At 68.3% G+C, this 15667-nt stretch carries 12 protein-coding genes (1 of these 12 cut by a window edge); 7 read left to right on the top strand and 5 right to left on the bottom strand.

The genetic code is table 11. From position 1 onward, the window contains the following. The first annotated feature begins 22 nt into the window (after positions 1 to 22). The 5 genes from tadA to M1D55_RS17765 all read left to right on the top strand — a co-directional run bounded on the left by tadA (position 23) and on the right by M1D55_RS17765 (position 7873). Positions 23 to 652, top strand: a complete 630-nt coding sequence (gene tadA / locus M1D55_RS17785) for a tRNA adenosine(34) deaminase TadA (protein WP_456281446.1) — start codon at positions 23 to 25, stop codon at positions 650 to 652. Continuing rightward, on the top strand, positions 649 to 1590 hold the full coding sequence (ldcA, locus tag M1D55_RS17780; RefSeq protein ID WP_456281445.1) for a muramoyltetrapeptide carboxypeptidase: 942 nt from the start codon (positions 649 to 651) through the stop codon (positions 1588 to 1590). The genes tadA and ldcA overlap by 4 nt, the downstream gene beginning before the upstream one ends. 290 nt (positions 1591 to 1880) lie before the next feature. Next, a complete protein-coding gene (locus M1D55_RS17775) occupies positions 1881 to 3503 on the top strand; it encodes an ABC-F family ATPase (RefSeq protein WP_232206936.1) in 1623 nt (540 codons plus the stop codon). Between the two features lie 307 nt (positions 3504 to 3810). Beyond that, positions 3811 to 5244, top strand: a complete 1434-nt coding sequence (locus M1D55_RS17770; RefSeq protein WP_006578737.1) for an aldehyde dehydrogenase family protein — start codon at positions 3811 to 3813, stop codon at positions 5242 to 5244. A gap of 136 nt (positions 5245 to 5380) precedes the next feature. Then, entirely contained in the window at positions 5381 to 7873 is a 2493-nt protein-coding gene (locus M1D55_RS17765; protein WP_456281444.1) for a penicillin acylase family protein, read from the top strand. Between the two features lie 23 nt (positions 7874 to 7896). On the opposite strand, the gene M1D55_RS17760 is transcribed toward M1D55_RS17765, so the two are convergent. Further along, on the bottom strand, positions 7897 to 8166 hold the full coding sequence (locus M1D55_RS17760; protein WP_456281443.1) for a DUF1289 domain-containing protein: 270 nt from the start codon (positions 8164 to 8166) through the stop codon (positions 7897 to 7899). 186 nt (positions 8167 to 8352) lie between these two features. On the opposite strand from M1D55_RS17760, the gene M1D55_RS17755 reads away from it, so the two are divergent. Continuing rightward, positions 8353 to 8823, top strand: a complete 471-nt coding sequence (locus tag M1D55_RS17755) for a PaaI family thioesterase (protein ID WP_064577058.1) — start codon at positions 8353 to 8355, stop codon at positions 8821 to 8823. Positions 8824 to 8972: 149 nt separating this feature from the next. Here M1D55_RS17755 and prpF read toward each other — a convergent pair whose 3' ends face one another. From prpF to prpB, 4 genes are all read right to left on the bottom strand, one after another. Next, positions 8973 to 10172: a 2-methylaconitate cis-trans isomerase PrpF gene (prpF, locus tag M1D55_RS17750; RefSeq protein WP_456281442.1), complete on the bottom strand. Its 1200-nt coding sequence runs from the start codon at positions 10170 to 10172 to the stop codon at positions 8973 to 8975. Positions 10173 to 10213: 41 nt separating this feature from the next. Beyond that, positions 10214 to 12835, bottom strand: coding sequence for a Fe/S-dependent 2-methylisocitrate dehydratase AcnD (gene acnD / locus M1D55_RS17745; RefSeq protein ID WP_456281441.1), 2622 nt, complete (start codon positions 12833 to 12835; stop codon positions 10214 to 10216). 106 nt (positions 12836 to 12941) lie between these two features. After that, positions 12942 to 14102 (bottom strand): bifunctional 2-methylcitrate synthase/citrate synthase, encoded by a 1161-nt coding sequence (gene prpC, locus M1D55_RS17740; protein ID WP_023263919.1) that lies wholly within the window; start codon positions 14100 to 14102, stop codon positions 12942 to 12944. Positions 14103 to 14130: 28 nt separating this feature from the next. Then, positions 14131 to 15039: a methylisocitrate lyase gene (prpB, locus tag M1D55_RS17735; RefSeq protein ID WP_456281440.1), complete on the bottom strand. Its 909-nt coding sequence runs from the start codon at positions 15037 to 15039 to the stop codon at positions 14131 to 14133. A gap of 295 nt (positions 15040 to 15334) precedes the next feature. On the opposite strand from prpB, the gene prpR reads away from it, so the two are divergent. Beyond that, positions 15335 to 15667, top strand: the beginning of a protein-coding gene (prpR, locus tag M1D55_RS17730) for a propionate catabolism operon regulatory protein PrpR (protein WP_456281439.1). Its footprint extends 1638 nt past the window's final position; only the first 333 of its 1971 coding nucleotides appear in the window; its start codon is at positions 15335 to 15337; its stop codon lies beyond the right edge, outside the window.

Raw genomic sequence — 15667 nt, 5'->3', positions numbered from 1 at the left:
ATGACCCGCCGATGACCCGCCGATGACAGACACGCCGCCGCCATCGCCTATCGCCGCTACCGGAGCCATCGCCACGCCGCCGTTCGAGGGCCCGCTGGCCGATGCGCGCGACCAGCGCTTCATGCGCGCCGCGCTGGAGGAGGCCCGCCTGGCCGAGGCGGCCGGCGAGGTGCCGGTGGGCGCGGTGGTGGTCTGGAACGACGCGATCATCGCTCGCGGCCACAACCTGCCGATCCGTTCGCGCGATCCGTCTGCCCATGCCGAAATGCAGGCGCTGCGCGCGGCCGCGCAGGTGGTCGGCAATTACCGGATGCCGGAGTGCGATCTGTACGTGACGCTCGAACCGTGCGCGATGTGCAGCGGGGCAATGCTGCACGCGCGGCTGCGTCACGTGGTGTTCGGCGCCACCGATCCGAAGACCGGCGCCGCCGGCAGCGTGCTCGACCTGTTCGCCGAGGCGCGGCTCAATCACCAGACCACGATCCGCGGCGGTGTGCTGGCCGACGAGTGCGGCCAGCTGCTGCGCGACTTCTTCCGGGCGCGGCGGCGCGCGCAGAAGGCCGACCGCGCCGGCGGGCAGGCTGTCACCGAGCCTGGCAACGGCTCCGCCACCGACCCGTCATCCGATCCGCAGGGAACGCCCGACGCATGAACGCGCCCATCGAAGTCCGCCTGATCGCACCCTCCGGCTATCCCCACGACATGGCCGTTGCCGCCCGCGGGTGCGACTGGCTGCAGGCGCACGGCTACCGCGTCGCCAACCCGGAGGTGCTGGACCGCCGCCATCAGCGTTTCGGCGGCACCGACGACGAGCGGCTGGCCGACCTGCATGGCATCGGTACCGGGGCTTCCGGCGCGCTGACGCTGGCGGTGCGGGGCGGCTACGGCCTGGCGCGTCTGCTGCCGCGCATCGATTTCGGCCGCATCGCCGCGCAGGCGCGCCGCGCGGCCACGCCGATCGTCGGCCACAGCGATTTCACGGCATTCCAGCTGGCGTATCTGGCCAAGGCGGGCGGCATCAGCCTGGCCGGTCCGATGCTGCTGGCCGACTTCGGCGCCGAGCCGGTCGATGCCTTCATGTGGCGGCATTTCGAGGGCCTGCTGCGCGCGTCGTCCTATACCGTCGACATCGACGCGCCGCAGGACGGCGGCCAGCCGTTCTCCGGCGAGGTCGCGGGCACGCTGTGGGGCGGCAATCTGGCGATGCTGTGCAGCCTGCTGGGCACGCCGTACCTGCCGCAGGTCGATGGCGGCATCCTGTTCCTCGAGGACGTCAACGAGCCGCCGTACCGCGTCGAGCGCATGCTGCTGCAGCTGGAGCAGGCCGGCGTGCTCGCCGCGCAGCGCGCGATCCTGCTGGGCGATTTCTCCAGTTACCGCGTCAGCGACTACGACAATGGCTACGACCTGCCGGCCGTGGTGGCCTATCTGCGCGAGCGCCTGCCGGTGCCGATCGTCACCGGGCTGCCGTTCGGCCACTGCCCGCGCAAGCTGACGCTGCCGGTCGGCGGGCAGGGCGCGCTGCGGGCCACGGCGGATGGCTTCACGCTGACGATGTCGGGGCACCCGTTGCTGGCCCGTCCGGCCTGAGCGTCCCGCCGAGCGCCCGCAGCATCGCACCCGGCACCCGGCGCGGGTCGCAGGCTCCCTCGCAGCCCGGCCTCGCCACTCGCCGCCGTCCTCGCGCCCGATGGCGCGAGGAATGGTAAAATCTCCGATTCTTCGCGAGGTGAAGGGCCCAGGCCTGTCCGGCCACGCGCCACGGTCGCTCCGTTGGCCCAGCCCGCCGCGCCATGCGGCACGCCGTCGGCAGCTTCGCCGATTTGCCGCCTTCACCGGCCGCCATCACCGCTACACCGCATTCCAAAAGGTTCTTCGACGTGCTATCTACCGCAAACATCACCATGCAGTTCGGCCCCAAGCCCTTGTTCGAGAATATCTCGGTCAAGTTCGGCGAGGGCAACCGCTACGGCCTGATCGGCGCGAACGGCTGCGGCAAGTCCACCTTCATGAAGATCCTCGGCGGCGACCTGGAGCCGAGCGCCGGCAACGTGATGCTGGAACCGGGCGTGCGCCTGGGCAAGCTGCGCCAGGACCAGTTCGCCTATGAAGACATGCGCGTGCTCGACGTGGTGATGATGGGCCATACCGAGATGTGGGCCGCGGCGCAGGAGCGCGACGCGATCTACGCGAACCCGGAAGCGACCGACGAAGACTACATGAAGGCCGCCGAGCTTGAGGCCAAGTACGCCGAATACGACGGCTACACGGCCGAGGCGCGCGCCGGCGAGCTGCTGCTGGGCGTCGGCATCCCGACCGACCAGCATCAGGGCACGATGAGCAATATCGCGCCGGGCTGGAAGCTGCGCGTGCTGCTCGCGCAGGCGCTGTTCTCGAATCCGGACGTGCTGCTGCTGGACGAGCCGACCAACAACCTGGACATCAACACGATCCGTTGGCTGGAACACGTGCTCAACGAGCGCAATTCCACCATGATCATCATTTCGCACGATCGCCACTTCCTGAACTCGGTCTGTACGCACATGGCCGACATGGACTACGGCACGCTGAAGGTCTACCCGGGCAACTACGACGACTACATGGAAGCGTCGATGCAGGCCCGCGAGCGCCAGATGGCGGCCAACGCGCGCGCCAAGGAGCGCATCACCGAGCTGCAGGACTTCGTGCGCCGCTTCTCGGCCAACAAGTCCAAGGCCCGCCAGGCCACCTCGCGCCTGAAGCAGATCGACAAGATCAAGGTCGAGGACATCAAGCCGTCGTCGCGCCAGAACCCGTTCATCCGCTTCGAGTTCGAGAAGAAGCTGCACAACCTGGCGGTGACCGCGGAGAACATCAGCAAGGCCTACGACCGCCAGATCCTGAACAACCTGTCGCTGTCGATCCAGGCCGGCGAGCGCGTCGCGATCATCGGCGAGAACGGCGCGGGCAAGACCACGCTGCTGCGCTGCCTGCTGGACGGCGCGGTGCAGACCGGCGTGCAGCGCGGCATCGAGGTCGACCACGGCAGCGTCAAGTGGGCGGAGAACGCCAACGTCGGCTACATGCCGCAGGACACCTACGAGGAATTCCCGGAAGACACCAACCTGATGGACTGGATGACCCAGTGGACGCAGGCCGGCGACGACGACCAGTCGCTGCGCGGCACGCTGGGCCGGCTGCTGTTCTCGGCCGACGACATCAAGAAGTCGGTCAAGGTGCTGTCCGGCGGCGAGAAGGGCCGCATGATCTGGGGCAAGCTGATGCTGGGCCGCCATAACGTGCTGGCGCTCGACGAGCCGACCAACCACATGGACATGGAGTCGATCGAGTCGCTGCAGATCGCGCTGGACAAGTTCACCGGCACGCTGATCTTCGTGTCGCACGACCGCGAATTCGTCAGCGCGCTGGCCACCCGGATCATCGAGATTCGCACCGACGGTACGGTGACCGATTATCTGGGCACCTACGACGAATACCTGGAGTCGCAGGGTATCGCCGGCTGATCGGGCTTCCGTTTCTGCCAGCGAGCCGATGAAGGCCGCAATGCGATTGATGCGTTGCGGCCTTTTTTCATGGCCGGGTTGCCGGGGCGGTGGCCTGGCCCGAGTCCTGAGCGCGCGCGATGATCGGCGGCATATTGGCGCGCGCCTGGCGAACGCGATGCGGCGAAGCGATATCGGCCGACAAAATCGGTTTTACAATGTCGGCACAGAAAAAATCGATAACAACGGCAAAGGCCCTGAAACACCTGAATCAGGTTGGAAACACCGAAGGGCAATACGCCTGACGGCTCACCGAGGAATTGTGGCTATGCAGCAACGAGACAAACTGTTTATCAACGGCGCATGGGTGACCCCGCACGGCACCGGGCAGATCGACGTCATCCACTCGACCACCGAAGAGGTGATGGGCCGGATTCCCGAGGGCCATGCGCGCGATGCGGAGGACGCGATCCAGGCCGCCCGTGCCGCCTTCGACGGCTGGGCCGCGACACCGCCGCAGCAGCGCGCCGACTATATCCGCAAGATCGCCGAGGGCCTGAAGGCGCGCACCGAGGAGCTGGCGCAGCTGATCGCGGCGGAGGTCGGCATGCCGATCAAGCTGGCCCGCGCGATCCAGGTCGGCGGCCCGGTCTTCAACTGGAGCCAGGCCGCCAAGCTGGTCGAGTCCTTCACCTTCGAGGAGGAGGTCGGCAATTCGCTGGTGGTGCGCGAGCCGGTCGGCGTGGTCGCCGCCATCACGCCGTGGAACTACCCGCTGAACCAGATCACGCTGAAGGTCGCGCCGGCGCTGGCCGCCGGCTGCACCGTGGTGCTCAAGCCGTCTGAAGTGGCGCCGCTGAACGCCTTCGTGCTGGCCGAGGTCATCGAGGCCGCCGGCCTGCCGCCGGGCGTGTTCAACCTGGTGACCGGCTACGGCCCGGTGGTGGGCGAGGTGCTGGCCAGCCATCGCGAGGTCGACATGGTGTCGTTCACCGGCTCGACCCGCGCCGGCAAGCGCGTGTCCGAGCTGGCCGCGCAGACCGTCAAGCGGGTCGCGCTGGAACTGGGCGGCAAGTCCGCCTCGGTGATCCTGGACGACGCTGACCTGCCGGCCGCCGTCAAGGGCACGATCAACGCCTGTTTCCTGAACTCCGGCCAGACCTGCTCGGCGCATACGCGGATGCTGGTGCCGCGGGCCCGCTATGACGAGGTCAAGGAAATCGTCAAGAAGGTGGTGGCGGGCTTTACCGTCGGCGATCCGCTGCAGGAAACCACCAGGCTGGGTCCGCTGATTTCGGCCGCGCAGAAGGACCGCGTGACCGGCTACATCCAGCGCGGGCTCAACGAGGGCGCCGAGCTGGTGGCGGGCGGCACCGAGCCGCCGGCCGGGCTGGACAAGGGCTTCTTCGTGCAGCCGACGGTGCTGGGCAACGTCGATCCGAAGGCGACCGTCGCGCAGGAGGAAATCTTCGGCCCGGTGCTGTCGATCATCTGCTACGACACCGAGGAGGACGCGGTGCGCATCGCCAACGACAGCGTCTATGGTCTCGGCGGTGGCGTGTGGTCGGGCGACGAGGCGCGGGCGATCCGCGTCGCGCGCCGCATCCGTACCGGCCAGGTCGACATCAATGGCGGCCCGTTCAACATGATGGCGCCGTTCGGCGGCTACAAGCAGTCGGGCAATGGACGCGAGGCCGGCAAGTATGGCCTCGAGGAGTTCCTCGAGTACAAGGCGCTGCAGCTGAAGAAGCCCGCGGCCTGAGCGCCGACCGCCTTGGAAATGCCCGGCCTGTCCGGGCATTTTTGCGTCGACGATAATCAACGATAGCACGTCGGCAACGGCACATCGACAACAGCACGACACCGCAACGAACGGTTGGACGGGGGAGGGACAGGCGATGCATTGGCTCAAGCGGCTGGCATGGCTGACGGTGATCCTGGCGGGTCTGGTACTGGCCGCGGCGATCGGCGGCTATGCCTGGTATCGGCAGGCGTCGCAGCCGGCGGTGGCGGGCACCGTCGCGCTGGCGGGTTTGCATGGGCGCGTCACGATCGTGCGCGACCGCCACGCGATTCCGCGCATCGAAGCGGGCGATCCGCTCGACGCCTATTTCGGACTCGGCTTCGTCCATGCGCAGGACCGGCTGTGGCAGATGCAGATGAACAAGCGCATCGCGTCGGGCCGGCTGGCGGAGATCCTCGGGGCCAGCGCGCTGCCGACCGATCGCTTCCTGCGCACCATCGGCGTACGCCGCAACGCCGAGGCCGCCTTCGCCGCCAGCACCCCCGAGACGCGCGCCGCGCTGCAGGCCTATGCCGACGGCGTCAATGCCGGCATCGCCAGCCACAAGGGCCCGCTGCCGCCCGAATTCGCGATCCTGCGCACGGTGCCGGAGCGCTGGGAGCCGGCCGATACGCTGGCCTGGCAGACGATGATGGCCTGGGACCTGAGCGCCAACTGGAGCCGCGAGGTGCTGCGCATGCGGCTGGCGCAGACGCTGCCGCTGTCGCGCATCAACGAACTGCTGGCGCCGTATCCGGGCGAGCAGCCGTTGCGCACGCCCGACTATCCGGCGCTGTATCGGCAGCTGGCGCCGTTGACCACGGCGATGGCGAGCGTCGAGGCCGCGGCGCCGCCGGGGCTGGTCGAGGGCATGGGCTCGAACAACTGGGTGGTATCCGGCGCCCATACGCGCTCGGGCAAGCCGCTGCTGGCCAACGACCTGCATCTGGGCCTGCAGGCGCCGGCGTTGTGGTATTTCGCGACGCTGCGCGCGCCGGGACTCGACGTGACCGGCGCCACGCTGCCGGGCATGCCGGTGGTCGTGATCGGCCATACGCCGCGCATCGCCTGGGGCTTCACCAATACCGCGCCGGATCTGCAGGACCTGTATATCGAACGGCTGCGTCCCGGCCGGCCCGAGCAGTACCAGACGCCCAACGGCTGGGCCGATTTCGCGGTGCGCGAGGAGACCATCCGGGTCAAGGACCAGTCCGACGTGACGATCCGCGTCCGCTCGACGCGCCACGGGCCGGTGATTTCCGATGTCGCCGAGCCGCTTGCCGCCGCCGTCGCGCCGCTGGGCGCGCAGTATGTCGTGTCGTTCCAATGGGTGGCGCTGCGGCCGGACGATCGTACCGTGCAGGCCGGGCTGAAGCTGAACCGCGCGCACGACTGGGCCAGCTTTACCGAGGCGCTGCGCGACTTCCACACGCCGCAGCAGAGCGCGGTCTATGCCGATGTCGACGGCAATATCGGCTTTCTCGCGCCGGGCCGCGTGCCGCTGCGCAACGCCGCCAACGATCTGAAGGGGCTGGCGCCGGCGCCGGGCTGGGACGCGCGCTACGACTGGAGCGGCTTCATCCCGTTCGAAAAGCTGCCGCGCAGCTTCAATCCGCCCGGCGGCGTGGTGGTGACCGCGAACCAGAAGATCGTGCCGGACGACTATCCGTTCTTCCTGACCAGCGAATGGACGGTGCCGTATCGGCACGACCGCATCCGCGCCTTGCTGGCCGCGCGGCGGCCGCACACGCTGGACACGTTCGCGGCGATCCAGAAGGACGAGTTGTCGCTGGCGGTCAAGGACGCGTTGCCGCTGCTGCTCGGCGCCTCGATTGCCGCCGACGACTCGCGTCCGGCCCGAGAGCGCGAGCTGTTTGCCGCGCTGGCGCGCTGGGACGGCACGATGTCGGCGGACCGCACCGAGCCGCTGGTCGCCACCGCGTGGCTGCGCGAGCTGTCGCGCGGCATGTTCGAGGGCAAGGTCGGCGACGGCGTGTTCGCGCGCATGTGGGAGCAGCGCAATGTGCAACAGGCCATGCTGAACATCCTGCGCAGCTCGCGCGGTCTCGGCCGCTTCTGGTGCGACGATCCGAAGACGCCTGCCCCCGAGGACTGCAACGACCAGATGGGTGCGGCGTGGAAACGTGCGATCGCCGATCTGCAGCAGCGCTATGGCGACGACCCGCGGCGCTGGCGCTGGGGCCAGGCCCATGCCGCACGCGCCGAGCACCGCCCGTTCGCCAGGGTGCCGTCTCTGGCGGGGTTCTTCAATGTCAAGGTGCCGACCGGCGGGGATACCTATACGGTCAATGCCGGGCGCCACAATATCGGCGACGAGCAGGCGCCGTTCGAGAACGTGCATGGCGCCAGCGTGCGCGCGATCTACGACCTGGCCGATCTGTCCGCCTCGCGCTTCATCACGCCGACCGGGCAGTCCGGCAACGTGTTGTCGCCGCACTATCGCGACTGGACCGAGCAATGGGCACGCGGCGAGTACGTGACGATCCGGGGTGCCGGGCATCCGGCTGGAGCAAAAGCGTTCGAGACGCTGGTGCTGACGCCCGCGGCGGGCGATGGCGGCCGCCGGACCAGCGGGGCGAGCCGGTGAGGGCGCTTCGACGCGTCTGGCGCTCAGTCGCGCTGGAAACGGCGCGCGGTGCCTTCGCGCGTGATGCGCTCCCACACCGCCTGCTTTTCCGCGTCGCTCATGAAGACCCAGTTGCTGACCTCCATCGCGGTGCGGCCGCAGCCCTGGCAGATCTCGTCGAACAGCGTCGAGCAGATGCCGATGCAGGGGCTGTCGGGGCGGTCGAACAGGCTGTCGTCGGTGGTGCCGGTGGTGTCGGCGGTGTCCGGCAGGGCGAGCGGGTTTGACGCGGTGTCGGGGCGGGTAGGCGGCATGGCGGCTGGGCGAGGCAAAGGCGGCCATTATAAGCGGCGGGGTGAGGCGGTGCCGGCGCGCTGGGCTGCGATTCAGTCGGGCGCGTCGTCCAGCGGATTACCTGTCGGGTAATTGAACGTGCGCCGCGCCGGCTGCCATCATCGACTCACCACGACAGGCCAACGATTTTCTTTTCAGGAGCCCGCATGATGTCTTCGCTGCCCCCACTCTCCGCTGCCGGGACCTACGCCGAGGTCGCCCCCCGCGTTCGCGCGATGGTCGAGGAAATCCTGATCGGCTCGCCGGTCGCCCGCACGCTCGGCGTCGCGCTCGACGTGCTGGCGCCCGAGCATGTCGAACTGGTGCTGCCGTTCAGCCCGGGCAATGTCACGGTCGGCAGGACGGTGCATGGCGGCGTCATTGCGACGCTGATCGATATCGCCGGCGCGGCGGCCGCGGCGTCCGGCGCGGACCCGGACAAGGTCCGCGGCGGGGCGACCAGCGCGCTGTCGATCCAGTATGTCGCGCCGGCCGAGGCGGCCGCGTTGCGCGCCGTCGCGACCGTGGTGCGCCGCGGCCAGCGGCAGATCGCCACGGAAATCACCGTCTATGCCGAGCAGCCCGAAGCGGGCACCGTGGTGGCCAAGGCGTTGATGAACAGCGTGCTGTTTGGTTGAGTCCTGCGAGGTCTGGGCAGGCGTGGTTTGCCGCTATGGCGATGGACGCCCGCCTGCCGGTCATCCCAATGAAACGCAATTAACGGCCAGGATATGGCTTGCCACCCATGACATGCCGGGGCCGGCCAGCGGCCCCGGCATTACTGCGATCAGGCAACGGGGTTCCAGTCGCCCGGTACGCGTACCCAGCCTTCCATCAGGATCCGCGCGCTGCGGCTCATGATGGCTTTCTTCACGACCCATTCGCCGTCGACCTGGGCCGCTTCGGCGCCGACGCGCAGCGTGCCCGACGGATGGCCGAAGCGCACCGCCTGGCGTTTGCCGCCGCCGGCCGCCAGATTGACCAGCGTGCCAGGAATGGCCGCCGCGGTGCCGATTGCCACGGCCGCCGTGCCCATCATCGCGTGGTGCAGCTTGCCCATCGACAGTGCGCGTACCAGCAAGTCGATGTCTTCGGCGCGCACCGGCTTGCCGCTCGACGCGGTATAGCTGGCCGGCGGGGCGACGAAGGCCACCTTGGGCGTGTGCTGGCGCCGCGCGGCCTCGTCGACGTTCTGGATCAGGCCCATGCGCACGGCCCCGTAGGCGCGGATGGTCTCGAACATCGCCAGCGCCTTCGGATCGCCGTTGATCGCTTCCTGCAGCTCGGTGCCGGTGTAGCCGATCGCATCGGCGTTGACGAAGATGGTCGGAATGCCGGCATTGATCATCGTCGCCTTCAACGTGCCGACGCCCGGCACCTCGAGGTCGTCGACCAGGTTGCCCGTCGGGAACATCGCGCCGCCGCCGCCTTCCTCCTCGGCGGCCGGGTCCATGAACTCGAGCATGATCTCGGCGGCGGGGAACGTCACGCCGTCCAGCTCGAAGTCGCCGGTTTCCTTGACCATGCCGTCGACGATCGGCACATGCGAGACGATGGTCTTGCCGATATTGGCCTGCCAGATGCGCACGGTCACGACGCCCTCGCGCGGGATGCGCGCCGGGTCGACCAGCCCGGCGCCCATCGCGAAGGGGCCTACCGCGGCCGACAGGTTGCCGCAGTTGCCGCTCCAGTCGACGAAGGGCTGGTCGATCGCGACCTGGCCGAACAGGTAATCGACGTCGTGGTCGGGCCGGGTGCTGGGCGACACGATCACCGTCTTGCTGGTGCTCGAGGTGGCCGCGCCCATGCCGTCGATCTGCTTGCCGTAGGGGTCGGGGCTGCCGATCACACGCATCAGCAGCGCATCGCGGGCAGGGCCGGGCGACTGCGCGGCCTCGGGCAGGTCCTGCAGCCGGAAGAACACGCCCTTGCTGGTGCCGCCACGCATATAGGTGGCGGGGATGCGGATCTGGGGAAGGGAAACCATGGGTACCTCGTGCTGATTCAGGGTGGGGCGCCGAGCCGCGTTCATGCCGCCGATGCGGCGGACGCCGCCTGGGCCGCCTTGGTCGAGTCCAGGAAGTCCTGCGCGAAGCGCTGCAGCACGCCGCCGGCCTCGTAGATCGACACCTCCTCGGCGGTATCGAGCCGGCAGGTCACCGCGATCTCGACGCGCTCGCCGTTCCTGCGGTGGATGACCAGCGTCAGGTCCGCACGCGGCTTGCGTTCGCCGATCACGTCGAAGGTCTCGGTGCCGTCGATCTGCAGCGTCAGCCGGTTGGTGCCGGGCTTGAACTCCAGCGGCAGCACGCCCATGCCGATCAGGTTCGTGCGGTGAATACGCTCGAAGCCTTCGGCGACGATCGCCTCGACGCCGGCCAGCCGCACGCCCTTGGCCGCCCAGTCGCGCGACGAGCCCTGGCCGTAGTCGGCGCCGGCGACGATGATCAGCGGCTGCTTGCGCTCCATATAGGTCTCGATCGCTTCCCACATGCGCACGACCTTGCCGTCCGGCTCGATGCGCGCCAGCGAACCCTTCTTGACCTTGCCGTCGACCACCGCCATTTCATTGACCAGCGTCGGGTTGGCGAAGGTCGCGCGCTGCGCGGTCAGGTGGTCGCCGCGGTGCGTCGCGTACGAGTTGAAGTCTTCCTCGGGCAGGCCCATCTTCGCCAGGTATTCGCCGGCGGCGCTGTCGGGCAGGATCGCGTTGGACGGCGACAGATGGTCGGTGGTGATGTTGTCGCCGAGCACCGCGAGCGGACGCAGGCCCTTGAGCGTGCGCTCGCCGGCCAGCGCGCCTTCCCAGTACGGCGGGCGGCGGATATAGGTGCTCTGTGGCCGCCAGTCGTACAGCGGACTGATGGTCTCGGCGTTGCCGGCCTGCACCGCGAACATCGGCTCGTAGACCTTGCGGAACTGCTCGGGCTTGACGCTTTGCGCGACGATCGCGTCGATCTCCTCGTCGCTCGGCCAGATGTCCTTCAGCGTCACCGGTTGGCCGTTCTGGTCGTGGCCCAGCACGTCGCGCTCGATATCGAAGCGGATGGTGCCCGCGATCGCGTAGGCCACCACCAGCGGCGGCGAGGCCAGGAAGGCCTGCTTGGCGTAAGGGTGGATGCGGCCGTCGAAATTGCGGTTGCCCGACAGCACCGCGGTCGCATACAGATCGCGTTCGACGATCTCCTGCTGGATCGCCGGGTCGAGCGCGCCGGACATGCCGTTGCAGGTCGTGCAGGCGAACGCGACGATGCCGAAGCCCAGCTGCTCGAGCTCGGGCAGCAGGCCGGCTTCCTCCAGATACAGCTGCACGACCTTGGAGCCCGGTGCGAGCGAGGACTTGACCCACGGCTTGCGCGTCAGGCCGCGCGCGTTGGCGTTGCGTGCAAGCAGGCCGGCGGCGATCACGTTGCGCGGATTGCTGGTGTTGGTGCAGCTGGTGATGGCGGCGATGATCACGGCGCCGTCGGGCATCTGCCCCGGCACCGCTTCCCGCCTGGCGGCGATGCCGCGTTCGGCGAGCGCGGTGGTCGGCAGGCGCTTGTGCGGGTTCGACGGGCCGGCCATGTTGCGGACCACGGTCGACAGGTCGAACTCCAGCGTGCGCTCGTATTCGGCGTGCTGCAGCGTATCGGCCCACAGGCCGGCGGTCTTCGCGTAGCTCTCGACCAGGCGCACCTGCTCGTCGCTGCGCCCGGTCAGCCGCAGATAGTCGGTGGTCTGGCCGTCGATGAAGAACATCGCCGCGGTGGCGCCGTATTCGGGCGCCATGTTCGAGATCGTCGCGCGATCGCCCAGTGTCAGGCTGGCCGCGCCTTCGCCGCGGAATTCGAGATAGGCGCCGACCACGCGCTGGCTGCGCAGGAATTCGGTCAGGGCCAGCACGATATCGGTCGCGGTGATGCCCGGCTGCGGTTTGCCGCGCAGCTCGACGCCGACGATATCGGGCAGCCGCATCCACGAGGCGCGGCCCAGCATCACGTTCTCGGCCTCGAGGCCGCCCACGCCGATGGCGATCACGCCCAGCGCGTCGACATGGGGCGTGTGGCTGTCGGTGCCGACCAGCGTGTCGGGGTAGGCGACGCCGTCGACCGCATGGATCACCGGGGACATCCGTTCCAGATTGATCTGGTGCATGATGCCGTTGCCCGGCGGGATCACGTCGACGTTCTTGAACGCCTTCTTTGTCCACTCGATGAAGTGGAAGCGGTCCTCGTTGCGGCGCTCCTCGATCGCGCGGTTCTTGGCGAAGGCGTCCTTGTCGAAACCGCCATGCTCGACCGCCAGCGAATGGTCGACGATCAGCTGGACCGGCACCACCGGATTGACCTGGGCCGGATCGCCGCCCTGGTCCGCGATCGCATCGCGCAGGCCGGCGAGATCCACCAGCGCGGTCTGGCCGAGGATGTCGTGGCAGACCACGCGCGCGGGGAACCACGGGAAGTCCAGTTCGCGCTTGCGTTCGATCAGCTGCGTCAGCGCGGCGGTCAGCAGCGACGGGTCGCAGCGGCGCACCAGGTTTTCGGCGAGCACGCGCGAGGTGTAGGGCAGCTTGTCGTAGGCGCCAGGCTGGATCGCATCGACCGCGGCGCGTGCGTCGAAATAGTCCAGGCCCGTGCCGGGCAGCGGTTTGCGGAAGGCAGTATTCATGGGGAGGGGATCGATACGGGGTCGTGCTCGGCGCGCCGTGGAATGTCTTGGGACTGCGGGGCGGAAGCGGCGCGTGGCGCGGCCGCTTCCGTTTGCGTCTGCCGGATCAGCGGCGCTTCTCGATCGGCACGAACTTCAGGTTGTCCGGGCCGATGTAGTTGGCGCTCGGGCGGATGATCTTGTTGTCGATGCGTTGCTCGATGATGTGCGCGGCCCAGCCCGAGGTCCGCGCGATCACGAACAGCGGCGTGAACATCGCGGTCGGCACGCCCATCATGTGGTAGCTGACCGCGCTGAACCAGTCGAGATTGGGGAACATCTTCTTGATGTCCCACATCGTCGTCTCCAGCCGCTCGGCGATGTCGAACATCTTCATCGAACCGGCGTCCTTCGACAGGCGGCGCGCGACTTCCTTGATCACCTGGTTGCGCGGATCGCCGGTCGTGTAGACCGGATGGCCGAAGCCGATCACGACCTCCTTGTTCTCGACGCGGCGGGTGATGTCGGCCTGGGCCTCGTCGGGCGTGTCGTAGCGCTTCTGGATCTCGAACGCGACCTCGTTGGCGCCGCCGTGCTTCGGGCCGCGCAGCGCGCCGATCGCGCCGCAGATCGCCGAGTAGATGTCGGAACCGGTGCCGGCGATCACGCGGCCGGTGAAGGTCGACGCGTTGAATTCGTGCTCGGCGTACAGGTTCAGCGAGGTGTGCATCGCGCGTTCCCACAGCTCGCTGGGCTTGCGGCCGTGCAGCAGATGCAGGAAGTGGCCGCCGATCGAATCGTCGTCAGTCTCGACCTCGATGCGCCGGCCGTTATGGCTGTAGTGGTACCAGTACAGCAGCATCGAGCCGAGCGAGGCCATCAGGCGGTCGGCGATGTCGCGCGCGCCCGGCAGATTGTGGTCTTCCTTCTCGGGCAACACCGTGCCCAGCACCGACACGCCAGTGCGCATCACGTCCATCGGGTGGGCCGAGGCCGGGACCCATTCGAGCGCCGCCTTGACGTTGGCGGGCAGCCCGCGCAGCGCGCGCAGCTTGGCCTTGTAGCCGGTCAGTTCGGCCTGGGTCGGCAGCTTGCCGTGCACCAGCAGATAGGCGATCTCTTCGAACTCGCAGGTCTCGGCGACGTCGAGGATGTCGTAGCCGCGATAGTGCAGGTCGTTGCCGCTGCGGCCGACCGTGCACAGTGCGGTATTGCCGGCGACGACGCCGGACAGCGCGACGGATTTCTTGGGCTTCGGGGTGGCTTGCGCCGGAGTGGCTTCGGACATGTCGTCTCCTTGCTTCGCTCTGTTCTGGTTACTTGGCCTTGGCTTGCGCGAACAGCGCATCCAGCTTCTGTTCGTATGCATGGTAGCCGATGCTCTCGTAGAGCTCGGCGCGCGTCTGCATGGTGTCCAGCACGTTCTGCTGCGTGCCGTCGCGGCGGATCGCCGCGTAGACGTTCTCCGCGGCCTTGTTCATCGCGCGGAACGCCGACAGCGGGTAGAGGATCATCGCGACGCCGGCGCCGGCCAGCTCGTCGCGCGTAAACAGCGGCGTGGCGCCGAACTCGGTGATGTTGGCCAGCACCGGGACCTTCACTGCGTCGACGAACTTGCGGTACATCGACAGGTCGGTCATCGCCTCGGGGAAGATCGCATCGGCGCCGGCCTCGACGCAGGCCACCGCGCGTTCGATCGCCTTGTCCAGCCCCTCGACCGCCAGCGCATCGGTGCGCGCCATGATGACGAAATGCTCGTCGGTACGGGCATCGACCGCGGCCTTGATGCGGTCGACCATCTCGTCCTGCGAGACGATCTCCTTGTTGGGCCGGTGGCCGCAGCGCTTGGCGCCGACCTGGTCCTCGATGTGCATCGCGGCCGCGCCGAACTTGATCAGCGAGCGGGTGGTACGGGCCACGTTGAACGCCGAGGCGCCGAAGCCCGTGTCGACATCGACCAGCAGCGGCACGTCGCAGACGTCGGTGATGCGGCGGATGTCGGTCAGCACGTCGTCGAGGTTCGAGATGCCGAGGTCGGGCAGGCCCAGCGAGCCGGCCGCGACGCCGCCGCCGGACAGATAGATGGCGCGGTAGCCGGCGCGCTTGGCCAGCAGCGCGTGGTTGGCGTTGATGGTGCCGACGACCTGCAGGGGCTTCTCGTCGGCCAGGGCCTGGCGGAAACGGGCGCCCGCCGAGCGGGCCAGGTCTTGGGAAGTCAGGGTCATGGTGGCGTCCTGGTGAGCGGAATGCCGGCAGCGCGCAAGCGGCGTGCCAGCAGGGCGGCGCGGTGCGGGATGGCCTGGTCGGGCCAGTCCGGACAAGGGATTGTGGGAAGTCTGGTCGATACAGGTGGCGTTATGGGCGCTTGCGTTGCATTTCAATGTTGAAATTCATGGTCGCCGATTGAAATGCAACGCCGCGCGGCGCAGAATGCGTCGTTGGCGCGTCAACGTCCTATTGTGGCCGCTTTTGTTCGTCCGCTCGCTGCGGCTTGCGGCATTCGCCTTCATCTTTCCATCGATGACTCCCACTACCCCCGCCACCCCGATCCCCCCTGGCCGGCCTCGCATCTGGGCGGTCGGCATCAGCCGGCTGTCGCGCGCCTTTGCCGATCTGATCCCTTCCTATGCGGCGCAGGCCGACTTTCGGCTGGTCGGCAAGGGCTATGAGGCGGCCGCCACCGCGATCACGCGGGAGGCCAGGGAAGGGCGGCTCGACGCAGTGGTCGCCGCGGGGTCGAATGGGGCCTATCTGCGACAGCATGTGGACGTGCCGGTCACGCTGGTGAAGGTGACGGGGTTCGACGTGCTCAGCGCGCTGGCCACGGCGCGGCGCATCTCGCCGCGGGTCGCG

The organism is Cupriavidus sp. JZ107 (genome assembly GCF_053903255.1).
This window is presented reverse-complemented; position numbering and strand designations above follow the sequence as displayed.